Below are 26,318 nucleotides of genomic sequence, written 5' to 3'. Positions count from 1 at the left end.
GGTTTAGAAGATATAAGCCCCACGGGAGCCGGGGCCACCCGGCTGAGAAAGGCGTACCAGCGCGCGCCTAAACCGTTTGAACCTGTCTGGTTAATTCCAGCGAAGGAAGAAGATGAGATGAACTCCCCCGATTACCGCTGTTATTTTGTCACTGGCGGCGCGCCAGCGCGCGATGTCGTACACATTGCCACGCAGGCGGCGCTGGGTGGTGCCGGGATAATCCAGGTGCGTTCCAAGCCCATCTCCGCGCGCGATCTTTTCGCGCTAACCGAGCAGGTGGCCACTGCGGTTGCCCACGCCAACCCGGACACCCGCGTGTTAGTAGACGACCGCGTGGATGTCTACTTAGCGCTGAAGGCAGCGGGCTCGCCCGTCCACGGCGTACACCTCGGTCAAGATGATCTGCCGGTCAAGTGGGCACGCCAGCTCATTGGCCCGGACGCCATCCTGGGGCTTACCACCGGCACGCGCGAGCTCATCCTAGATGCCAACGCCCAGGCTAAGCATCTGGACTACGTGGGCTGCGGGCCTTTCCGCGCCACGCCCACCAAGGACTCCGGCCGCACTCCCATTGGTCTAGCCGGCTACGAGGAACTGGTGCCGGTGTCCCAGCTGCCCGTGGTGGCCATTGGTGATGTCACCGCCCAGGATGTGCCTGAACTTGCCGCCACCGGCGTGGCCGGTGTGGCCGTGGTGCGCGGCATTATGAACGCTCCTGACCCTGGCGCCTACTGCCAGGAAATCCTGCAAGGTTTTAAACCATGAGCACCGTCATTGTCATTGGCAGCGGGATAGTGGGCCTGGCTTCTGCCTTTGAGCTACAACTAGCCGGACACCAGGTCACCATCATTGACCCGTCCCCCATTTCCGGGGCCACCCACCACGCCGGTGGCATGTTAGCCCCCGCCGCTGAGGTGGTCTATAAACAAGACGCGCTGTTCCCCCTCATGCGGGACTCGGCGGCCCTCTACCCGGGGCTCATTGCACGCGTGGAGGCCCACACGGATTTACCCACCGGCTATGACACCGCCGGGACGCTGGTGGTGGGCGCGGACCGCGCAGACGCCCAGCACATTACGCAGTTACGCGAGTACCAGACCAGCCACGGCATGGAGGCGGAATTTATCACCGTGTCCAACGCGCGCACCCTGGAGCCAGGGCTTAGCCCCCGGCTTAGCGGTGCGGCGTCCATGCCTTATGACACGCAGGTATCCCCGCGGATGTTCGCAGCCGCTCTTGCCGATGCCGCCTCAAACCTCGGCGCCACCACCGTCCGCGAGCAGGCCCTCGAGGTGTGCGGGGAAACCGTGATAACTTCCCAGAACTCCCACCGGGCGGAGAAGATAGTGCTGGCGGCCGGCCTGGGTGCGGCGAAGATTAGCGGCTGGTACGAGGGGGAAAACCCGCTGCAGCTGCGCCCGGTCTACGGCGATATCCTGCGCCTGAGAGTGCCGGCGCATCTGCGCCCGCTGTGTTCCCGGGTCATCCGCGGATTTGTGGAAGACCGACCGGTGTACATCATCCCGCGCGTGGACAACACCATTGCCATTGGTGCTACTACCCGCGAGGACGGCCAGCCGCTGCCCGTGGTGGGCGGGGTGTATGACCTGCTACGCGACGCCATCCGGTTGGTCCCAGGTATTGAGGAATGCCCACTTTTGGAGGCCACCGCCGGCGCGCGCCCGGGCACCCCAGATGACCTGCCTTACCTGGGCGCGGTGAGCGAGAACCTGATTGTCTCCACCGGATACTTCCGCCACGGCATCTTGCTGTCCGCACTGGCCGCGAACTCCACCTTGGCGCTGGTGGAGGGCCGCAAGCCCACCACCAACCTCAGCGCCTGCTCCCCCTACCGCCACAGCAAGGACGTATAACATGTTTATTAACCTCAACGGCACGACAACCGACACCGCTGCTACCACCGTGGCGCAGCTAGTTGACCAACTCACCGACTCCCACCCCGACGGCGTGGCCGTGGCCGTAGACGGAGCCGTGGTCCCGCGCTCGCAGTGGGACACCACCATTCAACCCGGCGCGCAGGTAGATGTCCTGGGCGCAGTCCAAGGAGGTTAAGCACGATGTCTGCAACACTGCTCAAGGTAGCTGATAAAGAATTTTCCTCGCGCCTAATCATGGGCACCGGCGGGGCCAGCAGTCAGGATGAACTAGAAAAGGCCCTTGTAGCCTCCGGCACGCAGCTGACCACCGTAGCCATGCGGCGCTACACGGGCACCTCCGGGGAATCCATTTTTGGTCTGCTCAAGCGCCTGGGCATAGATCCTTTGCCCAACACAGCCGGGTGCCGCACCGCCCGGGACGCGGTGCTAACTGCCAAGCTCGCACGCGAGGCACTGGGCACCAACTGGGTCAAGGTGGAGGTCATAGCCGATGAACACACCTTGCTGCCAGATGTGGTGGAAACCATCGCGGCCACTGAACAGCTTAACGCCGAGGGTTTTAACGTCATGGCCTACACCAGCGACGACCCGGTAGCCGCGCTGCGTTTGGAAGACGCCGGTGCGGTGGCGGTCATGCCGCTGGGCTCTCCCATTGGCACCGGCTTGGGCATTTTGAACCCGCACAACATTGAGCTCATCTGCTCCCGGGCGTCGGTGCCCATTTTCATCGACGCCGGTGTTGGCACCGCCTCCGACGCCACCCTGGCCATGGAGCTGGGCTGCGAAGGCGTTCTCCTGGCCAGCGCGGTAAACCGCTGCCAAGACCCGGAGGCCATGGCGCAGGCTATGAAGCTGGCCGTGGAGGCCGGTCTGTTGGCCCGCCAGGCCGGCCGGATCCCCAAGCGCGAGCACGCCCAGGCCTCCTCCCAGTTTGAGGGACTGGCGTCCTGGTCGGATCAGGTGCTCTAAAGCCGTGGATGAACTCGAGCACAAGCGCACCGCCCGGCAAGTCATCTTGATGGGCGCTGCGGCGCAGAACAAACTTCACCAAGCGCGCGTGCTTATTGTGGGCGCGGGCGGCCTGGGGTGCCCCATCCTGCAGCAGCTAGCCGCCGCCGGCGTGGGGCACGTGGTGCTTATCGACGATGACAGCGTTGATATCACCAACATTCACCGCCAAATACTCTTCGGCGCACAAGACGTAGGCAAACCCAAGGTTGAGGTCGCGGCTCACCGCGCCCGCGCCTTGCAGCCCGGCATCAACGTAGAAACCCACCGTGCCCGCCTGGATAACTCCAACGCCCTGGAGTTGATAAGCCAGGTGGACTTAGTCCTGGACGGCTCTGATTCCTTTGCCACCAAGTACCTAGTGGCCGACGCCTGTGAGATCACCTCCACCCCGCTGGTGTGGGGCACGGTTTTGCGCTTCCACGGGGATGTGGCCGTCTGGCACTCCGGGCCCACCACCCCGGACGGCCGGGGCGTGGGTCTGCGCGATCTCTTCCCCACCCAGCTGCCTGCCGACGCCGTCCCGGACTGCGCCACCGCCGGTGTGCTGGGGGTGACCACCTCTGTGGTGGGCGGGCTCATGGCCACCGCCGCCATCGGTTGGATTACCGGCCGCAGCCAGGAAGCCGGCTTAGTGAGCGCCTACGACGCCTTACCGCCTAGCCTGCGCACCTTCCGGGTCGCAGCCGATCCCGCCCGCACCCCAGTCACCCGCCTGGGCAGCTACCAACATCCCACCTGCCAGGTGGGCCCGGACCTCAGTGAGGTTGTAGACGGCCGCGCCGCACTGCTCGATATCCGTGAACCCGCCGAGGTCACCTTAAAACCCTGGCCGGAGAAGTACGCGGCGAAAGTCCTCCCGCTCAGCGAACTCGATGCCCTGCCCCCGCAGGAGCAAGCCCAGCGGCTAGCCCAGGTGCTAGCGCCGCGCACCTACGTGGCCTGCGCCGGAGGCAAACGCAGCGCAGCCTTCATCGAGCGCTTTGCTCCCCTACTTAAAGAACACGGGATTAGCGCGGACCTGCTAGACGTTCCCGGCGGCGCAAACGCCGCTTTTTAAAAACTCCGCGACCGCAGCGTCTGCCTTTCAGCGAAATGCTGGGGGTGGACGCAGCGAACGGTCCGCGGGCGTGCACAGCTTTTAGCCGCGCCCAAAACCGGCGTTGCGAAGGGCGTCTGCCAAAGAGCCCGCAGCCGGACCCGCAGACCCCGGGGATTTGCCGCCGCGCTGCCCGCCGCCGGCCGGCTTCTTGCCGCGGTTTCCGCTGCCTTGGTTTCCGCCAGGCCGCCCGCCACCGCGGTTTCCGCCACCGCGGTTTCCGCCACCGCGACCACCGGTCTTATCCGGCTTGCCGGGTTCATCATCCAGACGCAGGCTCAAGCCAATACGCTTGCGCTCCACGTCAACCTCCATCACCTTGACCTTGACTACCTGCCCGGAGCGCACGACCTCGTGGGGATCGGAGACAAACTTGTGGCTCATCGCGGACACGTGCACCAGGCCGTCCTGGTGAACACCCACGTCCACAAAAGCGCCAAAGGCCGCCACGTTGGTCACGGTGCCCTCCACCACCATGCCCGGGGTCAAGTCTGAGACCTTTTCCACCCCTTCGGTGAAGCTGGCGGTCTTAAACTCCGGACGGGGATCGCGCCCCGGTTTTTCCAGCTCCGCGATGATGTCAGCCACCGTTGGCACACCGAACTTCTCATCGGTGTAATCCGCAGGATTAAGCCCCTCCAGCGCGCGCCCGTTGCCAATGAGATCAGCTACGCCCAAGCCGGTAGCAGCGGCAATCTTGGCCACCACCGGGTAGGCCTCCGGGTGCACAGCGGAACCGTCCAGCGGGTCCTTGCCGCCGTTAATCCGCAAGAACCCAGCTGACTGCTCAAAGGCCTTAGGCCCCAAGCGCGGGACCTTCTTGAGCTGCTTGCGGGAGCTAAAAGATCCATTGTCATCCCGGTAGGCCACAATGTTCGCGGCAATAGTGGCGTTGACACCGGCCACGCGCTCCAGCAACGGCGCCGACGCCGTGTTCAAGTCCACGCCCACGCCATTGACCGCGTCCTCGACCACGCCGTCCAGAGTGCGCGCCAGTGCAGCCTGGTTGACGTCATGTTGGTACTGCCCCACCCCGATGGCCTTCGGATCAATCTTGACCAACTCCGCCAGCGGGTCCTGCAAACGCCTGGCAATGGACACCGCACCGCGGAGGGAAACGTCCATGTCCGGGAATTCATCGGCGGCTAATTGCGAGGCGGAATACACGGACGCGCCGGACTCACTGACTACCACCGTGGTGGGCTTTGCCCCGCCTGCCTGGGCAATAAGCGCTGCGACTTCCTGGGCCAATTTTTCCGACTCGCGCGAAGCGGTGCCGTTGCCCACCGCCATGAGCTCCACGCCGTGTGTGGCGCACAGGTTAGCCAGGGTGGTAACGGCTTCCTTCCAGCGGTTTTGTGGCTGGTGGGGGTAGACCACGGCGGTGTCTAGGACCTTGCCGGTGTCATCTACTACCGCGCATTTGACGCCGTTGCGGTAGCCGGGGTCTAGCCCCAGCGTGGCGCGCTGCCCGGCGGGCGCGGCCAGCAACACGTCGCGCAGGTTGGTGGCAAAGACTTGCAGCGCGCCTTCTTCGGCGATCTCTTTGAGCTTCATGCGCACGTCCAGGCCGGAGGAGATATACAGCTTGGTGCGCCATCCCCAGTGCACGGCCTGGGCCAGCCACGCGGAAGCGCGGGTGTCTAGCTCAAAGCGCTGGGCTATGAGGTGCTCGTACTCGGCGTCCTCCCCGGCGTCTAGCCCCAGCTGCAGCACGCCCTCCGACTCCCCGCGCAGCAGCGCCAGAATGCGGTGGGAAGGCAGCTTGGTGAAGGGCTCGGAGAAATCGAAGTAATCTTTGAATTTGGAGCCTTCTTGTTCCTTACCGGCAACCACCTGGGCGGTCATGGTGCCTTCCGCGAACATGCGCTCACGCACCTTGCCCACCAGGTCTGCGTCGAGCGCAAAGCGGTCTATCAAAATGGCCCGCGCGCCCTCCAGCGCCTTCTTCGTGTCCTCAAACCCCGCAGTGAGGAACTCTTGCGCGGCGGCCTCCGGGTCTATGCCAGGCTGCTCGATGAGCTGGTCCGTGAGCGCCTCCAGCCCGGCCTCGCGCGCAATGTCAGCTTTGGTTTTGCGGCGCTTTTTAAACGGCAGGTAGAGGTCTTCTAGCCTGGCTTTGGTTTCCGCGCCTTGGATGAGCGCGCGCAGATCTGCGGTGAGTTTGCCCTGTTCCTCGATAGCGGCCAGGACCGTTTCTTTGCGTTCTGCCAGCTCCCGCAGGTAGCCGGCGCGCTCCTCAATGGTCCGCAGCTGGCTATCATCTAGCCCTCCGGTGGCTTCCTTGCGGTAGCGGGCAATGAAGGGCACGGTATTGCCCTCCGCCAGCAGTTTCAGGGCCTGTTCCACCTGGTGGGTGGGGACGGAAATTTCTTTCGCGATAGTTGCTGCAATCATTTGCGCAATTCTAGCAACTGGCTACCAGCGGCAGTATTCCGTATCCGCCCCCGGCTCAAACTCCGTATGCCCCAGTTCCGCGGAGCCAATCCAGTAGCCGTCCACGGGCAGAACTTCCGCCACCGTGGAGGCCACCCTGGCCAGCGGCAGGTCAGAGGTCCCGTTGATGACCACGCGGTAGATCTCCCCCGGCACTGGTCCGGAGTTTTTCATCATGTATTCATCGGTCAAAACGTGGGAGTTAGAACACGGGCTAGACACCAGTTTGAGGGCTATACTCTTAGCCTCAACGCCCACCTGGCGCAGCTTGTCCGCCAGCGTGGGCTGGGCGGCGTCCCAGTCCTGCTTGGTCATCAGGACCGAAAGGTCAACGCTAATCTCCATTGTCTAACTCCTCCAGGTATGCCTTGTCTTGTGCGTCCAGCTCCGCCTTGGCCAGTAGCTCTGGACGGCGCTCAAACGTGCGTTTGAGGGACTGCTCGCGCCGCCACCTGTCCACCAGCGCGTGGTTGCCGGAGGTTAAAACCTCCGGAACCTCCAGCCCGCGCCACTGGCGTGGTTTGGTGTAGCTGGGGCCTTCCAGCAGGCCGTCGGAGAAGGAGTCTTCCTCGTGTGAGCGCTTATTGCCCAGCACGCCCGGGATGAGCCGGACTACTGCCTCCGCAATGACCAAGACCGCTACTTCGCCGCCGATGAGCACGTAGTCACCGATGGAGACTTCGCGCACGCGGTAGGTACGCGCGGCGTCATCGATCACCCGCTGATCGATCCCCTCATACCTGCCGCAAGCAAACACGATGTGTTCTTCTGCCGCGAACTCCCGCGCATCCGCCTGGGTGAAGGGCTTGCCCGTGGGGGTGGGCACTATAAGCAGCGGCTTGTCCTCCTCCGGGCGTGACTCCACGTACGGGGTGGGGGCCACTCCTTCGATATCGTCATGCCGGGGCTTGTTGAGGTGCGGAAGGCTGGACTCAAGCTCCTGGCCCTCGGCGCGGCCCGCAGCCACATCATCCAAGGCTGGTCCCCATACCTCGGGCTTCATGACCATCCCCGGCCCGCCGCCAAAAGGTGAGTCATCCACGGATTTGTGTACGTCGGTGGCCCAGCTGCGCAGGTCATGGACGCCCACCTGGAGCGCTCCCCTTTCAATCGCCTTGCCTAAAAGCGCGTGGCGCAGCGGGTCAAGGTACTCCGGGAAGATGGTGATGACGTCTAGCCTCACAGCTCCAGCAACCCTTCCGGCGGGGTGATAGTTACCGTGCCGGCCTCAAGGTCAACCCCGGGCACAATCTCTTCCACGAACGGCACCAGTGCCTCTGCTCCGGAGGACAGCGTGACCTCCAGCAGGGATTGGGTAGGCCCGTGCGTGATGGCGGTGACTTCCCCGATTTCCTGGCCGTCGTGGATAACGCGCAGGCCCTCAAGCTCGTGGTCGTAGAAACCGTCATCTTCCGGATCTTCCAGCGGCGGAGCGTAGAACTTGAGCCCCCGCAGAGTTTCCGCTGTGTTGCAGTCCGGAACCTCTGTGAAAAAAATCAGCAGCCTGCCCTTGTGGGGCCGGACGGATTTGACCGTCAGTGGGATTTCCTTGCTGGTTTGGTTGGTTTGGCGGCCTAGAAGCTTCTCCCCCACGGCAAAGCGTACCTCCGGGGCTTCCGTGGTTGATTCAACCACCACCTCACCTTTGACTCCATGCGGTTTGACTACCCGGCCAATCATTAATTCCATAGGCCCTAGCTTAACGCGTTGCGAAAAGATCATCACACCCTACCCGACAACTACACCGGCTAGCCTCAAAAATACCGTTTAAGCTGCACAATGTTAACACTGTTTATGAATTAAAAGATTGCCCGAAATAACCTGGCGTGATTTAGAATTGAAAAAATGAACAGTAGGCCGAAGTCTTATCATCATGGCAACCTCAAAGAAGAGCTCCTTCGCGTGGCAATTGAAACCGGACGCGAAGCTGGCCCTGAGGCGATAAGTATCCGCAACATCACCCGCAGACTAGGCGTTTCCCCTACTTCCGCCTACCGTCACTACTCCGGCCAGGCGGAGCTTTCTAACGCGGTTTCGGAAAAAGCCGTCGAGGCCCTAGTTTCGCGCCTCGACGAGGTCATCGACGACCATGAGAAATACCCATTGGCCGCCGAACGCCTCTTAGCCTGCGGCTATGCCTACTTTGACTTTGCTATCGAGGAACCAAACTTCTTCCGCTGCATGTTAGAAGGCAACCGCCTAGACCTCATCACCACGGACCATGGCGGCGCGCTGGACGCCAAGCCGGGGCTGGAATTTGACGTTATTTCCAAATTCTCCCGGTGCCTGGAAGTCCACGCGCGCCAAACTGACGGCACCAGTCACCTGGAGTTTTTCTTCCACAACGCGCTGGCTGCTTGGTCAACCATCCACGGCTTCGCGGTGCTGTGTACCACCGGCCAAATGGCAGGGCTGAGCAAAGAGGAAAAGCGCAGCCTGGCCGTTCCGGTCTTCAGCGCTGCCCTGCGCGGAACTGATTTCCACAATCCCCACAACGCCTACCGCAACTACCCGGGCGGCGTGGCACCAGAATCTGACGAAGCCTTGGTCAAATAGGGGCCCACGGTCCCAGCCAGCCCGGTGGCTGGATGGCACGAAAAAAGGAAGGAAAGCCTGTGCGGGCTTTCCTTCCTTTGTTAAATTGTGGTGTCTTCCCCGTCTGGGCCGGGCGGGTGCGCCCGGCTGACGGTGTCCTAGAACTTGATGAAGCGCTTGATCAAGTTAGAGAAGATGGGCGACAACAAAGCCAGGACCGCTGCGATGGCGGACAAGGCGATAGCCCAGGTAGATTTCGACTGCTCGGAGCTTCCCTCTGGGGAGTCCGTTTGCCCTTCAGCGGTGACCGTGAAGGTGTGCGAAGCCTGTGCGGAGTCAAAGACCTCGGTGGTGGTTTCGTACTCGTCCACAGTCGCCGTGATGGTGACCTTCTTGTCAGCGTCTAGGAGCTGTCCCAGCTCTGCAACCTCAATGTAGGTCAGCGCCACGCCGTCTGCATTGGTCACGTCACTCGCGGTGTTGCCGCTGGAGGTAGTGAACGTAACCTTCTCTCCCGCTACGGGTTCGCCGTTGCGCTGCAACTTGGCGCTAACTAGCACCCGGTTGCCTTCAACGGAACCAGCCCGGACGTCAGCCTGCTCGCTCAGAGTCAGCGTGGTGCGTCCTTGTGCGCGGTCGCGCGGCAGAACCATGAAGCGCCCAAATCCGTCGATGCCGCGGAAGTTCTCCGCCGCAGTCACAGGACGCGCGGCCAGCATGTGGGTGACCGTCTCAGCGCCTGCGGGCACGGAAGGAACAGTGACGGTGAACTCAGCCACGCCATCTACTACCGGTGCCTGAGCAACTTCTTCCTCGTCCAGGTACAGTGCGATTTTGGTGTCTTCTGGCAAAGTTTCGGTGTTGCTAGCGGCGTGGACCTTCACCGCTACGGTGACATCACCAGCGGCGGAGGAAACCTCACCCACTGGCTCAATGTCAGCTTTGACGGTGTCAGCCAACCGGGTTTCCGGCGTCTCTGGCTTTTCCACCACGTTCACGCGCGGAGTCATTAATTTCTGAACCCTTTCGGTGTTATCCGTCAGGTTGGTAAACGTCCACGTGGTTTCGGTTTCAAAGTAACCGCGTGCCAGGTCCTCTTCGGTGATGGTGTAGGTGGGGAACCCACACGCCGCTACGTAGGAGGTGAATACGGACCAGCGGCAGTTGGGGGAGGCCGGCGGGGCAAACTTTTCCAACGCGGAACCGGAAGGCACCACGCTGTAGTTATTCAAGAAATCAGGCTTGAGAACCGTGAATTCATAATCAACGGTGTCACCTACGTGCCACTCATTGTCCTTCTTCGGGTTCTTGATGGTGACAAAGGCGGTGGTCTCCTCCACGGAAGGATCCACGTAGCTCTCCGAGCCTCCAACCTCTTCTTCTTCCGCACCGCGAAGGTTCACGTGTACGTTACCCACCGCGTTGACGCGGCCGGCAGGAACAGTCACGCTGATGCTGTTGCGTCCGTTGGTGCCCTTGAGAGGTGCCTTGACGGTCATGTTCACGGTCGTTGATTCACCGGCATCGAGCGAAACGGTGGCCGGTTCATAGCTGACCTCAAAGCCTTCCGGAGCCTCAACGCCCAGGGGCTGGTTGAAAATCCGGCCACCGGTGGTGTTGGTGATGGTTACCGGGACGGTGGTGCTATCACCGGCGTTGACAGTCTGGTCCTTGGCGTCCACGTTCAGGCAGGACGCGCCCAACCATGCCAGGTTGAAGTTGGCGTAGTAGATATTGGTTGCGGGGCGGACGTTGTCCTCCCACATGATGCCAATGTTGCCGTTTTCCAACGTGGTCATGTTGGTGTACTGGGTATCACCGGCATTGAATTCCTTAGACACTGGCCAGGTCTGGCCGTCGTCACAGGACATCCGGATGGTGCCGTTGGTACGGGCTGGTCCGGTGGTAGCGGAGTTGGAAAACAGCAGTACCTTCGCCAGAGCGGAATCCTTGGGAGCGTTAGGGAATGCACGGATAATCGAGGCATTGTTGCGCGGATCCGGCAGTTGCGGGTCTAGTTCTGGCTCGGTCCAGGTGTAGCCGCCGTCGTAGGAGTAGGAAATCTTACGGGCGGTTTCGCTGCGGTAGGAAGAACGGGAGTTGTTCATCAGCACGCCGTTGGACAGCTCCACGATCTTGTTTTCGTCCATACCGGTGCCCCAAGGCTTGGATGGGTACCAGGTTTCGCCGTGGTCATCGGAGATCCAGGCGCTGGCTTTCCACGGCCCGCGGTCAACGATGATCATAGCTGGCTGGATAAGCCGTCCTTTGTGCTCGCCGTAGGTGAGCTGGATGCCGTTGCCGGAGGTGGCAAAGCGGGCACGCCAGGAGGGATCGGTAGTGATGTCGCGGGTGACCACGTGGTCATAGGTCCAGGTCTTGCCGCCGTCTTGCGATTTGGCGTAAGCGGCCTGGATGATATTGCGGTTATCATGGTCAGTGCCCGGCTGCGAGCCGGCAATTCCCTGGTCAAAGGACTTGACGTGGAAGTTGAAAATATCTCCGGTCTCCCGGTCAACCACGTAGGAGGGATCCGAATAACCCACGGGCTTGTCACCGGTGACGCCCGGGGCAATGTCAATCTCCGCAGACCAGCTCTGGCCGTTATCGGTGGAACGGCGCTGCACGATGGCGTTGGGGGTGGGTGCGTCGCCACATCCGTGCGGGCGGCCGTCGTAGGAGGCCAGCACGGCACCGTCTGGGGCGGTGTTGAGAGCCGGGATGCGGTAGCAGCCGTATCCCTCGCCGGCAGTGGCTATCTGCTGCTGTTCCCACAGGGGGTCAGCGTTGAAGTCTGGGTTAGCGTCAAACCCGTACGTGCCGTTGGGGGCGTGCCCGGGAATTCCGTCAAAAGTCGCGGCCAGCGCGTGCGGTGCGGCATGTACCATCCCACAACTGACTGCCAGGGCAGAAAGGGAGGCCAAAAGTGAACGCCGCCAAGCATATGTAGTCATATAAACCTTCTTCGTTACTAAGGAAAAGCGGCACAAGTACTTTCCGATGCCGTCCGGCTAAGCGCTGATATGCAAGCAGCTGGCAGACATCTGACATCTTATGACGCGGGGTGCAGTAACTAGGTTAATATAACGTTGACCACAAAGGGAAAAATTAAGTTACTTTTAACACTAAATCCACCCCATATGATCCTCGACACTGGCAGGAAATGAGCAACGCTTTCTATTCCAACTCCCCCGGTGCAGGGCAGCTCCCCGACTTTTCACAGGTTCCTTGGAGAAATCCTCCAGCAGCACGGGGGTAGCCCAAGGCCGGGACTAAGACAAAACCTGGGAAATTCTCAGTTTGGTGTTCACAGCAAAAAGCGCGCCACCCGCAAACGGGTGACGCGCCTAAAATAGCGTTGCTAGGAAGCCTTACTCTGCAGACTCTTCAGCAGGAGCTTCTTCCTTGGCAGCCTCAGCAGCCTCAGCAGCAGCGGCGGCCTCGGCAGCGGCAGCTTCAGCAGCAGCCTTAGCTTCTGCCTCTTCCTTTGCCTTGCGCTTCTTCTCAGTGATGGCCTCAATGGAAGGGCCATTGTTGGCCTCAGCCAGCGCAGCGTTGAACAGATCGAGCTTGGATGGCTTTTCTTCGGCTACCTTCAAGGTGCCCTCAGCGCCTTCTAGGCCCTTGTACTTCTGCCAGTCACCGGTGACCTTCAGCAGTGCCATGACTGGCTCGGTTGGCTGTGCGCCAACGCCAAGCCAGTACTGAGCGCGCTCAGAATCAATCTGGATGAGGGAAGGCTCTTGCTTTGGCTGGTAGATGCCAATGTTTTCAATTGCCTTGCCGGAACGGCGGGTGCGGGCGTCAGCGACAACCACGCGGTACTGGGCGTTGCGGATTTTACCGATACGCTGCAGCTTAATTTTTACAGCCATGATGGCTCCTTTTCTAGTCACCGGGCAGTTCAGACGCGCAAGAACTTTCTTGCGCCGGTTCAACCCTTGGATTTAACCTGCATGTGACAAAACCGGCCGACCGTAGACGGACACGGTGTTATGCAGACAAACTGAATTTATGGTGTGTCTTCACACCCGGCACTTGACCGGGAAAGACAACCCCGAAAATTATACAGACAGTTGCCTAATACCTAAAATCGAGCCGGAAATCTCGCATAAGCCGCACACAGTGACTACCCTCGTTGTCATTATCCCCTCCCCACCGAGTACCCTTTATCTTCGCTGTAGAATTTCCCCCTCCACCCGACCGTAGGCGCTTTTCTTAAAAACATGACTACTCCCGCAACTAGCTTTCGTTACCGCTTTGACCTAGATGGCCTGCGCGGTATAGCCATCGCATTGGTAGTCATCTACCACGTCTTCGTGGGCCGGGTTTCCGGCGGCGTGGACGTCTTCCTGCTCCTGTCCGGCTACTTCTTCCTGGGCTCGCAGCTGCGCTACGCGGACAAGCCCAACGCGTCATTTAACCCTTGGTGGCCCCTGTGGCGGACCCTCCGCCGCCTGGCTCCCGCCCTGGTACTGACCCTGGCCGCGACTTTTCTACTGGTCTTGTGGCTCAGCCCGCAGCTGCTGCGCACGGAGTTTGCTCAGCAATTAACCGCCACCGTTTTCTACTACCAGAACTGGGAACTGGCGCGCCAACACGCTGACTACGCGGCGGCCTCGGCGTCCACGTCCCCGCTGCAACACCTATGGTCCATGGCCGTGCAGGGCCAGTTCTACCTGGCCTCCATCCTCTTTGCCTTGGGCCTTGGCCTCCTACTGCGAAACCGGCGCCGCTCCGTGCGCTCAGTGGCCGGCCCGGTGCTCATTGTTATCACGATGGCTTCCTTTGCCTACGCCTCGCGCTATGGCTTCTACGCCCCGGCCTCGAACTACTACGACACCCTGGCCCGCGCCTGGGAACTGTCTCTGGGTGGGGTTCTAGCCATCTACGGGGCTAAGGCCTACGTTCCGGAGCGCCTGCGGAACCTCTTTACTGGCATCGGCCTGATTGCAGTTGTCACCACCGGCATGATTATCTCCGACTCCACGGCGTACCCGGGGCCGCTGTCTTTGTTGCCCATCGGCGGCGCGGTGCTCATCATCATCTCCGGCGGATCACGTATCTCCCAAGCCATGACCTCCAAGGTCGCCCTCTGGCTGGGCGATATTGCCTATTCCCTCTACCTCTGGCACTGGCCGCTACTGATTGTTTCCACCTCCTGGCTCAACCAGCGCACGCCGCCGTGGTGGCTCGGGATAAGCATCATTGCCATTTCCTTGCTGCTGGCGGACCTGACCAACCGGTTTGTAGAAAAGCCGCTGCGGCAGTCCCGGAAGCGCCCTCTTGCCGACGACATGCCGGTCAACCGCGCCTTAGCCTCCCTGCGCACCGTTGCTGGGAAGGGGCGCGCCGCCGGCGGAGTGGCCGTGGGGCTAGTAGCCCTAGCCGTGCTGTCGGTCTTGCCGCTCTGGATGAACCAGATCAACAACCGCCAGGAAGTCACCTTAGATCCCGACACCTACCCGGGGGCCATGGCGCACCACGGTGCGAAGACACCCAGCGGTATAGAACCGCAACCAGACACCATCCTGGTCGGTGGGCTTATGCCGCCAACCTCCATCACGCATTGCTTCATTGCCAAGCAGGCTGACCCGGACCACTTCACCGAAGAGACCAAAGACGGAGAGCCCTGCATCTTTGGTGACCCGAACGCGGAATTCAACGTCTACTTGGTGGGCGGGTCCCACGCGGAACAGTGGTCCTCCGGCCTGGATAAGCTGGGCAAGGAGATGGGCTTCAAAATCATCCCGCTGCTGCGCCAGGATTGCCCGCTCGAACTTGGCCCCAACGTAGGCGTGTCCCCGGAATGCGCGGAGTGGTCCGAGCTGGCTTTTGAAAAAATCGTGGACGGTGAAGCCGACCTGGTCATTTCCAACACCACGCGCCCAGGCACTCCCTTCGGCTACGGCCCCGACGCGGTGCCAGAGGGCTACATCGGTTTCTGGGAGCGCCTAGCTGAGGAAGAGATTCCATTCCTGGGCCTGCGGGACAACCCCTGGGGCTTTGATAGTGCCGGCAACCCCCGAGAGTTTGACGAATGCTACGTGGCCCTCGAAGACCCCATCGAATGCGGAATGCCCCGGGAGAAGGTCTACGCGCCGGTAGACCCCGGGGCCGTGGTCCTGTCGCGCTTTGACAACATGATCGCCGTGGACACCTCGGACTGGTTCTGCGACTCTACACACTGCCCTGTCATTGTGGGCAACGTGTTCGTCTACCGCGATATGCACCACATCTCCAACGCCTTTTCCGACTCCGCCATGCCCCTGCTGCGGTCCTATATCCAGCCATTCATGGACGGCAAGGAACAAAAGCAAGAGGCCCCCGAGGTGCCCGATGACGCCCCGGCCCCCGTCAGTTCCACCGCCACCGCACCAGATGTCCAAGAACTACGCCCCGCCGTGCCAGTGCCGTACCCGCGGGGCGGGGCTGGCGACCCGGTCTAGTTAGCGTGCGAAGCCCTGGGGTGCTTACGCGCCCCACATAGAAAATTCCCGCCTTCCAGGGTTGTCCGGGAGGCGGGAGCTTTTTATTTCTTGGGGAACTTCAGGTTATTCAGGTCCAGGTTTTCCATGCCCTTGGGCAGACCGGGCATTCCGCCGCCGCCGCCCATCTGTTCCTGGAGTTTCTGGATCTCCTCCATGGACGGCATCCCGCCGCCGCCTGGCATACCGGGCAAACCTGGCATACCTGGCATACCTCCCGGCATGCCCGGCATTGCGCCACCGCGCTTCTTCGGTGGCTTGCGCTTGCCATTCTTGCCCTTGCGGCCCTTGGGCTTTTTCTTGGTGGCGGAGCGGCCACCGCCCATACCCGGCATTCCCATAGCGCCAGACATCTGGGACATCATCTTCTTGGCGTCATTGAAGCGCTCAATAAGCTGGTTGACATCGGATACCTTCACGCCCGAACCGTTGGCAATTCGCTTGCGGCGCGAGGCGTTCAAAATCTTAGGATCTTCGCGCTCCTGCGGGGTCATACCGCGGATGATGGCCTGGATACGGTCCAGCTGTTTCTCATCGACCATATCCGCCATCTGAGACATCTGCTTACCGCCGGGCATCATCTTTAGCAGGTTGCCGATGGGCCCCATCTTGCGCACCATCAGCATCTGGTCCAGGAAGTCGTTGAGGGTCATCTCCCCGGAGCCAATCTTGGCTGCGGCCTCCTCCGCCTTCTGCTGATCCATGGAGGCTTCGGCTTGCTCGATGAGCGACAGGAGGTCGCCCATGCCCAAGATCCGGCTGGCCATGCGCTCCGGGTGGAAGACGTCAAAGTCTTCTAGCTTCTCACCCGTGGAGGCGTACATAATGGGCTTGCCGGTGACCTCGCGGATGGACAACGCGGCGCCGCCGCGGGCGTCACCATCCAGCTTGGTGAGCACCACGCCGGTGAAGTCCACGCCGTCGCGGAAAGCCTCCGCCGTCTGGACGGCGTCTTGACCAATCATGGAGTCGATAACAAACAGGACTTCATCGGGGTTCACGGCGTCGCGAATGTTGCGGGCCTGCGTCATCAGGGTTTCATCAATGCCCAGGCGGCCGGCGGTGTCGATAATCAGCACATCATGCTTGGTGCGCTGAGCTTCCTCGATGCCGGCCTTGGCCACGGCCACGGGGTCGGCGTGGGAGGTGCCCATTTCGTGCTGGTGGGAGTCAATAGAGGTTCCCGGATCCGGCGCGAAGGTCTGGACCCCGGCGCGTTCACCCACAATCTGTAGCTGCTGCACCGCACCCGGGCGCTGCAAGTCACAGGCCACCAGCATGGGCGCGTGGCCCTGCTTGGTCAGGTGCTTGGCCAGCTTACCGGCCAGGGTGGTTTTACCAGCGCCCTGCAGACCGGCCAACATAATCACAGTGGGCGGATTCTTAGCTAACTGCAGGCGGCGGGTTTCCCCACCCAAGATGTCAACCAGTTCTTCATTGACTATCTTGATGACCTGCTGCGCCGGGTTGAGGGCCTCAGATACCTCTGCGCCGGTGGCGCGCTCCTTGATGCGCTTGATAAACCCGCGCACCACGTTCAGGGAGACGTCCGCTTCCAACAGGGCCAGGCGGATTTCCCGCGCAGTGGTGTTGATGTCTGCCTCGGTGAGCTTGCCTTTGCCGCGCAATCCCGACAGGGCTGTTTGTAGGCGGTCTGATAGAGACTCAAACACGTTTCGTCGCTCCCAACAATTGAGTAATAAAGTTCAGCTTCCCAATCTTAGTCGATCTTGGCCGCCGATCTAATCACCGCCGGGCCGGCTAGCTGCCGCCCAGGGCTGCCGTGACCGCGCGCACCACCTGGGTGCGGTTGCACTCCCCACGCAGCTTTACTTGCACCACCATGGTCGCGCCTAGGACGTCGTGGGACAGATACTCGATTTCCGGTAACACCCGCAGCAGGTGGCCCAGTGCGCCGGTGCGCTCGACCGTGCGCACTTCCAGCACCCCGCCCACGTCGAAGGCGGCGTAGGTGGGCTGTGCCGCAATGCCGGGGATTTCGTAGGGGGCGCTGGACTTATAGGCCTGAATAAACCGCGGCGCGTGGATGGCGTGGGCCAGCTGCTGGCTTTGCACACGCACCTCCAAGCGCGAGGCCACTGTGGTATCGGCCTGCCGGGCCATGGCGGAGCGCACGATTGTCCAACCCCAGGAACCGATGAGCGCCAGTAACCGTTCCATGTCGCGCTGGGTGGGCCCCCGCCAGCCAATGCGCAGCAACCCGGCGTCCCAGTCCACGTCCAGGCACACTTCCTCGGCCGGCGCCACCACGCGCGGAGTCACCAGCACCCGGGGGCGGACCGCTACCAGGGCGCGGCCGCGCAACGTTTCCACGCAGGACTCTAAGCGGCGGGTCCACACGCCGGGGCCCGTGGCCTGCGCGTCCGCCTTGGCCAGCACCGCCAGCATGTTTATCACCAGCGGGTCAAAGTGGGCGGCGCTTAAGAACTCATCCAGCGCTTCCTCGGAGTTGGGGTCCAGGCGCGCGGCCAGGCGCGCCAGCGTGGTGTGCTCAGCCACGACGGTCTGCACGCGGGAGCGGTCTGCCACGTCTAGGCCCATGCGCTGGGCTTGCCGCGCCACCAGCTCGGAGCCCACCTGCTCATGCGGGCGGCCGTAGCCCTTGCCGATGTCGTGAAACAACGCTGCCAGCAGCAGCAGGTCTGGCCGGGCAACGGTGGTGCGCACGGCCGCCACGCCTGCCACGGTGGCCAGGGTGTGGGCATCGACGCTGTGAATGTGGGTCCGCTCGCGCGGCAAGCGGCCGCGGATATGGCCCCAATCGGGCACAAAGCGTTCCCACAGCCCGGCGGCGTCTAGCTCCCGGATGACCCTGGCGCTGTGGAGCGGGGAGGACAAGATGGCATAGAAATCTTCCACCGCCGCGCGGGTCCAGCGGGACGGCTGCGGGGTGTGGCTCAGCCTTTCCCAGGTAGCTTCCGGCACCGTGAGCCCCGTGCGCGCGGAGGCGGCGGCCACCCGTGCCACCAGCCAGGGGTCGTCAAAGTTAGGTTTGCGGGAAAGGTCAATCTGGCCGCCGGCATCTATCACGTCAATGTCCAGCGGGCGGCGCACGGCCTGGGTACTACGGCGCGTGACCAGGGCGCGGGCCTGCGCCAAACTGCGCTCCAGGGCCTTTTCCACCGCCGATGCCGCCTCCACCAGCGCCGCCGTCAGCTCGTAGCGGTCCCCCAGCCCTAAGTCCCGGGCGATATCCGCCGCGAACTCCGGATCCAAGGTGTCCCGGTGCCGCCGCGCGTGGACATGCAGCAGGGTGCGCACGTCCAGCAACAGATCCCGTTCCCGTTCCAGGTTGGGCATGTCCGCCAGGTTGCCCAGGGCAAAGGCGCGCAGGAGTTGGATATCGCGCAGTCCCCCGCGGCCGTTCTTCAGATCCGGGTTAGTCATGGTGGCAACGGCACCGGAGCGGTGCCAGCGGGAAATAGCGTGGTCTATGAAACCATCAAACCCGGTTTGTAGCTGCCGGCGCCAGGTGGCTAGCAGCTTGGCGCGGGCAGAATCCACCAGCGCCTTGTTTCCCGCCACGTAGGCCAGGTCCAGCTGGGCCAGGCCGGATTGCGGGGACTGCGCCGCGATATGGGCGGCTTCTTCCGGCGTACGCACGGCCACGTCGAGGTGGTATTTTTCCTCCCAAATGGGATACCACAGATCCTGGGCCTGGGACTCATCAAAGCCCGGGCCGTGGATCAAAATCAAGTCAATATCGGAGCGCGGGGTCATCTCCCGGCGTGCAAAAGAGCCAGTGGCCGCAAGCCCGGTGCCGGGGGGAAGCTGGACGCCGGAGACGGCCTGGAAGGCCCGGGACTGCGCCTGGGCCCTGATCTCTGCGGCATCGAGCGGTTTAGAGGGCCTGCTCACCACGTTCGCCTGTGCGGACGCGGATAACGTCTTCTACCGGGGTTACCCAGATCTTGCCGTCGCCGATCTTGCCGGTATAGGCGGCATCGACAATCGCGCTTAGCGTCTCCTCCAGGCGGTCGTCGCCGATGACTACCTCCAGCTTCACCTTGGGCACAAAATCCGTGGCATATTCCGCGCCGCGGTAGACCTCACTGTGCCCGCGCTGCTGGCCAAAGCCCTGGGTTTCCGTCACGGTGAGGCCATGGACATCAAGCTGCTCCAGGGACTCGCGGATATCAGGCAAGGTAAAGGGCTTGACTACGGCGGTGATAAGTTTCATTGGGATGGACCTCCGGTTAGGTATTTAGTGTGGGTCGTGGTGGCCTTTAAGCCGTTTAGCGTGCTTGACGTCGGTTACGGTCACGCCGTAGATAGAACGCGCCATGTAAAAAGATGCTACCGCGCCCATCATCCACACGCCGAAAAGCGTCAGAACAACCTGAATGAGAACAAAGAAGTTGAAACCCTGCTCGGCAAAGTCCAGGACTACCTTGGCTAGCAACAGCAGCGGTATGGACAGGCCGGTGAGCTGGCTCAGCAGATTAACACGCGTTAAGGCGTCTTCCGCGCGCCACAGCGTGATAACGCAGGCGATGGCCACGTAGGTGGCAATAACGACCAAGACGGTGGCAATAATTTCAGGGATAGACACGAGCTAACGCCTGCCTTTCGAGACAATCCTGGACATGGACAACGTGGGAAGCACCCCGGCCACCAGCGCCGCTAGCAGCACGATGTAGTACACCAGCGGCACAAAGTGGTTCATGGAATACAACAGGTACATGCACACCATGGCGTAGAACACGAAGTCCGCCATGATAGCGCGGGTGAGCTCGTCACGGGTGCGCAACGCCAGTCCAATGGAGGCGGCTGCAGCGGCACCAATAACGAAAATCGCGATGGTTATCACCCAGTCAAACGGGGTGCTCAGGTCAATCACTTCTTTGCCTTTCGCTTGAACGGAGAGGACTTAATGGCCTCGCTGGCGGGCAGGAGCATGTCTTCCGATTGCACCATATCCGGCGCGCGCAGCTGGCGGCCCACGGTCTCCAGCGGGTACTCATAGAACTCGTGGGCAAGCTCATCGTGGTCGCCCTGGCCCGGAATGCCGTAGTCTATCTCCGCGACCTCGGGAGCAATCCGCTCCTCCATGTCCGCCAGGTCCTCCATGATGGCCTTGGGGTCATTGCCCTGGACTGCCTGAACCAGAATAATACGGGGCATGTTTTCGTGCGTAGGTTCGCGCAAGCCCACCGACAAAGTGCCCGGGGTGGCCGTGATGGAAGATGTGAACCAAAAGATGTCCCAGGCACTGGTCACGCGCAGCGGGTAACGCAAAATGACCGGGTGGTATTCGTTGTCCCGCTGGAAGGCGGTGGCGGATAGGGCAAATCCGGCGGAGAAAATCTCCTTTACCAGCCACGGAAAGTAGGTCAACGCGGTTGTGGCCTTCATTTATCGGCCCTCCTGAATCGAGTCGTAATCCGGCAGCGCTACCGGGTTATCCCCCAGCACCGCCTCAACATAGGCTTCGGTATTGAGCAAGTCTTGCGCTGCTTTCTGCGTGACGTCAATAACCCAGCCGGAGAAGATGAACATGGTCAACGAACCCAGGACCAGCGCAGCAGACGGGCCCATGAGCTTTTTCCGGATAACCAAATCTTCCGGAATCCGGGAAGCGGGAAGGTCCTTGCCCCAGAACACGTCCTTCCAGACGCGCAGCATGGACAAGAACGCCGCAAAGGAGGCAACAATCATAAACGCCACCACCGTGTACGCCCACGCGTTATCCGAATGCGCAATCTCGAAGATGATCATCACCTTGCCCCACATACCGGAAAATGGCGGGAAGCCCACCACCGACAACGCACCGGCGGCAAAGATCCAACCGATAAGCGGGTCGCGCCTAGCCAAGCCGGAAAGCTTCTTTAAGCTGCCGGAGCCGTAAGTTTCCTCAATGGCTCCGGAGGCCAGGATGAGCGATCCCACCGTGAGCATGTGGTGAATGGTGTAGAGGATACCGGCGGCCAGTGCCCGGGCGGCATCGCCAGAAGTGAAGGCCAACATGATGATGATCATGGGCATGCCGTTGAGCATCTGATAGCCCAGCACGCGGCGGATGGAGTTTTCCGCCAGCCCGCCAAAAGCACCAATCATCATGGACACCAACATGAGCACAATAATCAACGTATTCCAACGCGGATCCAGGTCAAACAGGTGCACATAGATACGGAAAAGCATGTAGACCGCCACTTTGGTGTGCAGCGCGGAGAACAAGCCCATAACGGCAGCCGATGTTCCCGGGTAGGTGCGCGGCAGCCAGCTTTGCAGCGGGAACACACCAGCCTTAGCGGAGATGGCGATGACAATCAGGGCCACCGCCACAGTTGCCGGGCCGTTGCCGGCGGCAATCCCGTCCAACGCCGCGATGTTCACCGACCCGGTCACGGCGTAGATATAGCCCACGCCCACCACTAGCAACGTGGACGCGAACAGATTCACCAGCACGAACGCGCGGCCGGCGGCCAGCCGCGACCACGTACCGGACATGGTGATAAGGCCGTAAGACGGCAGCAACATAACCTCGATGAACACGAAGAAGTTGAACAGGTCCGCCGTCAGCAGCGCACCACACACACCGGTAATAAGGATGAGCGTAAGCGAGGCGTAGTACCGGGACTTGGTCTCCCCGCCAGCAATGGCAAACCAGTTAGCGCCAAAAGAAACGATCATCGTGGTGGTGATCATCAACGCGGCAAAAGCGTCCGCAACAAACGGGATAGCCACGTTACCGGAGTACATGCCCACCCCGTGAGCTACCGCGCCGTGGGTGAAGGTATAGACGCTAAGTGCCAGGCCGGCAAACACGCCGACGCCGGGGATGATCAGCATGAGCGTGTCGCGGAAGCCCTTCATTGGTGACAGCAGCGCCACGGCCGCGAACACCAGGGGCACGGCGACAAACAATGGAAGGAGTTGCTCTACTGCAATGTGCATGTTACTTGGCCTCCTTCTTCTCATCCGGCGCGGCGGTGGCCGGGGCGCGGCCCCGCGTGCCGTCGTGAGGCTGCGCAGCAGCCAACTTAGTGTGGGTGTCCAACGTGCCGTCCTCGGAGTTCTTGAGCTTCATGCGCTCCACCGCGTTAGCGGAGCGCTTCATGATGTCGCGGTTTTGCGCGTCCCTGCCCAGCGTGGAGAAAGTGTGGTCGATGATGTTTTCATCCACCGGCTCCACCACGTCGGTGTCGTCATTGGGGCCCATGGCGGCCATGGTCAGCAAAATGGTAGACGTAGCCATGGAGATAACCACGGCGGTCAACACAAATGCCTGCGGGAGCGGATCTCCCATCCGGTCGAAGGGGACGTGCGAGGGAAAAGCCTCACCACGGTAGGAGTGCACGCCGGTGGCCAGCAACGTCAGGTTGGCGCCGTGCCCAAAGGCCATCATGCCCAGCACAATGCGGACCAGTCCGCGCTGCTGAATGAGGTAGACCGCGCCGCCAATCAAAATGGCAATAGTTAATGCTAGAAACATTCTACTTCCTCCCCCGCTTCCGGTTACTGCCGCGTTTGCGCGGTTTCTGCTTAGTCTTGCTCATCACAGACACCGGCTTGTGCGCGGGGTTAATGGATTCTGGGTAAGGGTCATCTGCGTCCTCCAACACCACAGTGGGGGTGTTGGGCAAGTGCGAGTCATCATCGTGGACCCACGGCAGGTAGTCACGTTCGGTGCCCGGGCGCAGGTAGCCGCCCAGGGCGTTGATGGCCATGGTCAGCATGCCCAGCACGGCCAGGTAAATACCCAGGTCGAAAATGAGCGATGTGGTCCAGTGCTGGCCCAGCCAGTGGCCATGAATGGCGGTCAGGAAACCACCGTGGCCAAAGCCGTGGTGCCAGTAACCCACAAACCCGGCGGAAAGCGCAACGATAATGCCAACCCCCGTGAGGTGGATGGGGGTCATACGCCCAAACACAATCTCATCCTTGCCACGCGAGAGGTAAATCAGGCCAATGGCAGCGCCCATAATCAGCGCCGCCGGGAACCCACCACCGGTGGCGGTATGCCCGCGCCAGAACACCAGCACGGACAGCACCACCAGGATAGGGATCACGATCTCGATGCCCTTGCGCAGCGGCACCGAGTTAAGCTGCGACTGCCCAAACGGCGCCGGCCGCGTGCCGGAGGTAAACGGAAACCGCGGCAGCGTGGTGGTAATCGCCGCAATCACAACTGCGGCCATGCCCAGCACGGATAGCTCGCCCAAGGTATCGAGTGCGCGGAACTCCACGATAATGGTGGCCACCACGTTGTCACCGCCAGTGATATCCGGGCCGTTTTCCAGGTACCACAGGGCCAGATCGGAACGCTCATGGCGGCCCATGAGGGCCCACACTCCCAAGAATGCGGCACCGCCGGCCAACACGGCAATAACCTTCGAACCCACGCGGCGGCTCTTCTGGTTTACCCTTTGGAAGCGCTCCGGAAGGTAGCGCAGCACCATCATCATCACGATGATCGTCAAAGCCTCAACGGTAAATTGCGTCAAAGCGACATCGGGAGCGCCCAGGAAAAACATTTGTAAGGTAACGCCAGTGCCAGCGATACCAATCATCACGGCCGCGGTCAGGCGATTCTGGGTACGAAACAAGCCCCGCCATAGACAATGCCACAATGATCAACGGCAAAATGTCCCACGGGTTATCAAGCCCTGGTGCGCGCTGCGCCAGCGCAACCCCATCCACGCCTTCGGTAAATACCAGCGTCACACCGGCCAAGGCGATAATAGACAACACGATAGGAAGCATGAGCTTACTTGGGTTGTGGGTATCCCCCATCCGCGCCGCCAGTTTGCCAACGGCCCGCGATCCTTTGTGCAAAGATTCGAGCATATCGTTGCCAGTGCGTGGCAGCAGCTCGCGGGACTCCATGGCGTGCCAGAAACGGCGGCGGACAAACAACGCAGCCACGCCTGCAGCTAGCACCGCAACGGAAATCAGCAGCGGCACGTTCACGCCGTGCCACAGCGCCAGGTGCGCGTGCGAGTGCAATCCCACAGCGGCGGCGATGGCGTCGAGCGGTTCATTGAACCAGCTGAGCAAGAAGGCCATCGGCAGCGATAGTAGGCCCGGAAGCGCGGCCGGAAGCCACAAGGAAACCGGGGCCTCATGGACCGCTGACATGTCACGCTTGCCGTCGAAGAAAGCCCCAAAAATAATTTTGGCCGAGTAATTGAAGGTGAAAAAAGCACCTATACCAGCAGCGGCGAGCAGCAGCACTACCCCGGTGTTGCCAATGGGGGCTTCCTCGAACGCCGCCAACATGCCCTCCTTGGACACAAAGCCAAACAGTGGCGGTACCGCCGCCATGGAGGCCGCTCCGATGAGGATGGAGACGAATGTAAACGGCATCTTGTTCCACAGCACCCCCAGGCGGCGGATGTCGCGGGAGCCGGCCTCATGGTCAATCACGCCGATGAGCATGAAGATGGAGGACTTAAACAGCGCGTGCGCCAGCGTGTGAACGATGGCCGCGGTGATGGCAAACGGCGTTCCCACGCCGATGGTGGCCACAATCCAGCCCAAATGGGACACCGTGGAATAAGCGGTTAGTTTTTTCAAGTCAGTCTTTTGAGTGGCAAAAATTGCCGACATGATAGCGGTTCCCATGCCCGTGACAATCAGCAACACGTTCCATACCAACTCATCGTGGAAGACGGTGCTGAACCTAATCAGAAGGTAGATACCGGCCTTGACCACCGCAGCGGCGTGCAAGAAAGCCGAAACGGGAGTGGCCGCAGCCATAGCCTCCGGCAGCCAGAAGTGGAACGGAAACTGCGCCGACTTAGTAAACGCCGACACCGCGATAAGCACAGAGACGGCCACCGCGAACTCCGGGCGCTCGACCCAGATATCGGAGCGCATGATCTCGTGCAAAGAGGTGGTACCGGCCGCCGTAGCCGCGATGCCCAGGCCGCTCAGAAGCGTCAAGCCGCCGATGAAGGTTAGCACCAGCGTGCGCTGCGAGCCGGCCTCTCCGCTTTGGCCCGAACGGGCGATGAGCATAAACGACGCCAAGGACACTAGTTCCCAGGCCAGGAACAAAATCACCACGTCATCAGATAGCACCAGCAACAAAATAGACAACGTAAACGCCGTCATAATCGTGTAAAAGCTGGTGTTACCTTTGTTTTTGGGTAGGTAGGCGGCGGAGTAAATAAACACCACGGCACCTATAACCAGCGCCAGCATGGCAAAGAACCAACTCAACGCGTCCGCGCGCAGTGCAAAGTTCACATCGTGTCCGTCAACAACAAAGTCGCGGACCCACGGCACGGAGAACTCCACCGGAGTCCCTTCCATGATGCCGGGTAGACGGGAACCAAGGAGCACAGCAGCGATAACAAAAAGGCCAGCTAGTGGCCAGCCGGCCTTCCGGTCAAAGACCTTTACCGTCACGGGGGCGAGTAGAACTGCCAAGGCTGCGAGGAGTACTACATAAGCAAGAGTCACGAAGGGCTCGCCTCACAAACTTCAGTCGGATTGGAGAAAATCAATTGCAGAAAGCAATTTACAGCGGTGACAACTTTACCATTGTGTCCAACCCGAAAGTATTCGTTTCAACCCCCACACCACGACCAATCCGCCACTTCACCCGCGATGTGTCCTATTTAACAAAAGTCGCGGCAGTGTCACGTTTTGACCAAAAGCTGCCATATGATACCCGCCCTGGCGGTGATGTCAAGGTTTTGGGCAAAATTTTTCTGGCCTGTGGATAACTTCCCCCGCCTCCGGCCGGTATTAGGCAAAGTTATCCACAGGCAGCGTCATTGCAGGTAAAACCCGATTTTCCGGTGTGCTAGCGTGCACTGTTATGAACCTTTCGACATTCGCCAGCTACACCTCCCGGGGCCTTAACCCGGTCGAGGAAGCCCG

At 61.2% G+C, this 26,318-nt stretch carries 22 protein-coding genes, 1 pseudogene and 1 riboswitch; of the genes and pseudogenes, 8 read left to right on the top strand and 15 right to left on the bottom strand.

Going from position 1 to position 26,318, the window contains the following annotated elements; genetic code table 11:
* The first annotated feature begins 11 nt into the window (after positions 1-11).
* A riboswitch (TPP riboswitch) is annotated at positions 12-125 on the top strand.
* From F4V58_RS04260 to F4V58_RS04240, 5 genes are all read left to right on the top strand, one after another.
* Entirely contained in the window at positions 118-765 is a 648-nt protein-coding gene (locus tag F4V58_RS04260; RefSeq protein ID WP_075733637.1) for a thiamine phosphate synthase, read from the top strand. Its footprint overlaps the riboswitch before it by 8 nt.
* On the top strand, positions 762-1,874 hold the full coding sequence (gene thiO, locus F4V58_RS04255) for a glycine oxidase ThiO (RefSeq protein ID WP_075733635.1): 1,113 nt from the start codon (positions 762-764) through the stop codon (positions 1,872-1,874). Before F4V58_RS04260 ends, thiO begins: the two co-directional genes overlap by 4 nt.
* A 1-nt stretch (position 1,875) precedes the next feature.
* A complete protein-coding gene (thiS, locus tag F4V58_RS04250; RefSeq protein ID WP_075733633.1) occupies positions 1,876-2,073 on the top strand; it encodes a sulfur carrier protein ThiS in 198 nt (65 codons plus the stop codon).
* A 17-nt stretch (positions 2,074-2,090) separates the two neighbouring features.
* Positions 2,091-2,867: a thiazole synthase gene (locus F4V58_RS04245; RefSeq protein WP_075736498.1), complete on the top strand. Its 777-nt coding sequence runs from the start codon at positions 2,091-2,093 to the stop codon at positions 2,865-2,867.
* A 4-nt stretch (positions 2,868-2,871) separates the two neighbouring features.
* On the top strand, positions 2,872-3,966 hold the full coding sequence (locus F4V58_RS04240; protein ID WP_281247312.1) for a ThiF family adenylyltransferase: 1,095 nt from the start codon (positions 2,872-2,874) through the stop codon (positions 3,964-3,966).
* 81 nt (positions 3,967-4,047) lie between these two features.
* On the opposite strand, the gene F4V58_RS04235 is transcribed toward F4V58_RS04240, so the two are convergent.
* From F4V58_RS04235 to rimM, 4 genes are read right to left on the bottom strand one after another with little or no spacing between them, the layout of a single operon-like run.
* Positions 4,048-6,402, bottom strand: a complete 2,355-nt coding sequence (locus F4V58_RS04235; protein WP_075733632.1) for a Tex family protein — start codon at positions 6,400-6,402, stop codon at positions 4,048-4,050.
* 21 nt (positions 6,403-6,423) lie between these two features.
* Positions 6,424-6,786, bottom strand: a complete 363-nt coding sequence (locus F4V58_RS04230) for a hypothetical protein (protein WP_075733630.1) — start codon at positions 6,784-6,786, stop codon at positions 6,424-6,426.
* A complete protein-coding gene (gene trmD, locus F4V58_RS04225) occupies positions 6,776-7,624 on the bottom strand; it encodes a tRNA (guanosine(37)-N1)-methyltransferase TrmD (protein ID WP_075733628.1) in 849 nt (282 codons plus the stop codon). The genes F4V58_RS04230 and trmD overlap by 11 nt, the downstream gene beginning before the upstream one ends.
* Positions 7,621-8,130 carry a ribosome maturation factor RimM gene (rimM, locus tag F4V58_RS04220; protein WP_075736494.1) on the bottom strand — a complete coding sequence of 170 codons (510 nt, stop codon included), beginning with the start codon at positions 8,128-8,130 and terminating at the stop codon, positions 7,621-7,623. Before rimM ends, trmD begins: the two co-directional genes overlap by 4 nt.
* A 156-nt stretch (positions 8,131-8,286) precedes the next feature.
* On the opposite strand from rimM, the gene F4V58_RS04215 reads away from it, so the two are divergent.
* A complete protein-coding gene (locus F4V58_RS04215; RefSeq protein WP_075733626.1) occupies positions 8,287-8,997 on the top strand; it encodes a TetR/AcrR family transcriptional regulator in 711 nt (236 codons plus the stop codon).
* 137 nt (positions 8,998-9,134) lie between these two features.
* Here F4V58_RS04215 and F4V58_RS12475 read toward each other — a convergent pair whose 3' ends face one another.
* Together F4V58_RS12475 and rpsP are read right to left on the bottom strand one after the other, a co-directional pair.
* Positions 9,135-11,930, bottom strand: a complete 2,796-nt coding sequence (locus F4V58_RS12475; protein WP_075733624.1) for an exo-alpha-sialidase — start codon at positions 11,928-11,930, stop codon at positions 9,135-9,137.
* A gap of 417 nt (positions 11,931-12,347) precedes the next feature.
* On the bottom strand, positions 12,348-12,851 hold the full coding sequence (gene rpsP / locus F4V58_RS04205; protein WP_075733622.1) for a 30S ribosomal protein S16: 504 nt from the start codon (positions 12,849-12,851) through the stop codon (positions 12,348-12,350).
* A gap of 351 nt (positions 12,852-13,202) precedes the next feature.
* On the opposite strand from rpsP, the gene F4V58_RS04200 reads away from it, so the two are divergent.
* Positions 13,203-15,425, top strand: coding sequence for an acyltransferase family protein (locus F4V58_RS04200; RefSeq protein ID WP_075733620.1), 2,223 nt, complete (start codon positions 13,203-13,205; stop codon positions 15,423-15,425).
* A gap of 83 nt (positions 15,426-15,508) precedes the next feature.
* On the opposite strand, the gene ffh is transcribed toward F4V58_RS04200, so the two are convergent.
* The 9 genes and pseudogenes from ffh to F4V58_RS04155 form a co-directional block, all read right to left on the bottom strand.
* Positions 15,509-17,137, bottom strand: a complete 1,629-nt coding sequence (gene ffh / locus F4V58_RS04195) for a signal recognition particle protein (protein WP_075733618.1) — start codon at positions 17,135-17,137, stop codon at positions 15,509-15,511.
* Positions 17,138-17,225: 88 nt separating this feature from the next.
* Complete coding sequence (locus F4V58_RS04190; protein WP_075733616.1) at positions 17,226-19,343, bottom strand: [protein-PII] uridylyltransferase; 2,118 nt, start codon at positions 19,341-19,343, stop codon at positions 17,226-17,228.
* A complete protein-coding gene (locus F4V58_RS04185; RefSeq protein WP_075733614.1) occupies positions 19,327-19,665 on the bottom strand; it encodes a P-II family nitrogen regulator in 339 nt (112 codons plus the stop codon). The genes F4V58_RS04190 and F4V58_RS04185 overlap by 17 nt, the downstream gene beginning before the upstream one ends.
* 24 nt (positions 19,666-19,689) lie before the next feature.
* Positions 19,690-20,037, bottom strand: coding sequence for a Na+/H+ antiporter subunit G (locus F4V58_RS04180; RefSeq protein WP_075733612.1), 348 nt, complete (start codon positions 20,035-20,037; stop codon positions 19,690-19,692).
* Between the two features lie 3 nt (positions 20,038-20,040).
* On the bottom strand, positions 20,041-20,325 hold the full coding sequence (locus tag F4V58_RS04175) for a cation:proton antiporter (protein WP_075733610.1): 285 nt from the start codon (positions 20,323-20,325) through the stop codon (positions 20,041-20,043).
* On the bottom strand, positions 20,322-20,840 hold the full coding sequence (locus F4V58_RS04170; protein WP_075733608.1) for a monovalent cation/H+ antiporter subunit E: 519 nt from the start codon (positions 20,838-20,840) through the stop codon (positions 20,322-20,324). Before F4V58_RS04170 ends, F4V58_RS04175 begins: the two co-directional genes overlap by 4 nt.
* Positions 20,841-22,382, bottom strand: a complete 1,542-nt coding sequence (locus F4V58_RS04165; RefSeq protein ID WP_075733606.1) for a monovalent cation/H+ antiporter subunit D family protein — start codon at positions 22,380-22,382, stop codon at positions 20,841-20,843.
* 1 nt (position 22,383) lies between these two features.
* Positions 22,384-22,920: a cation:proton antiporter subunit C gene (locus tag F4V58_RS04160; RefSeq protein WP_084559678.1), complete on the bottom strand. Its 537-nt coding sequence runs from the start codon at positions 22,918-22,920 to the stop codon at positions 22,384-22,386.
* 1 nt (position 22,921) lies between these two features.
* Positions 22,922-25,895 (bottom strand): annotated as a pseudogene (locus F4V58_RS04155) (DUF4040 family protein).
* 44 nt (positions 25,896-25,939) lie between these two features.
* On the opposite strand from F4V58_RS04155, the gene F4V58_RS04150 reads away from it, so the two are divergent.
* A complete protein-coding gene (locus F4V58_RS04150) occupies positions 25,940-26,161 on the top strand; it encodes a hypothetical protein (protein WP_075733604.1) in 222 nt (73 codons plus the stop codon).
* Positions 26,162-26,318: the final 157 nt, after the last annotated feature.

This window comes from Corynebacterium phocae, from assembly GCF_008693075.1.
GTDB lineage: Bacteria > Actinomycetota > Actinomycetes > Mycobacteriales > Mycobacteriaceae > Corynebacterium > Corynebacterium phocae.
Note: the sequence above shows the minus strand (reverse complement) of the source record. Positions and strands in the feature narration are given on the sequence as shown.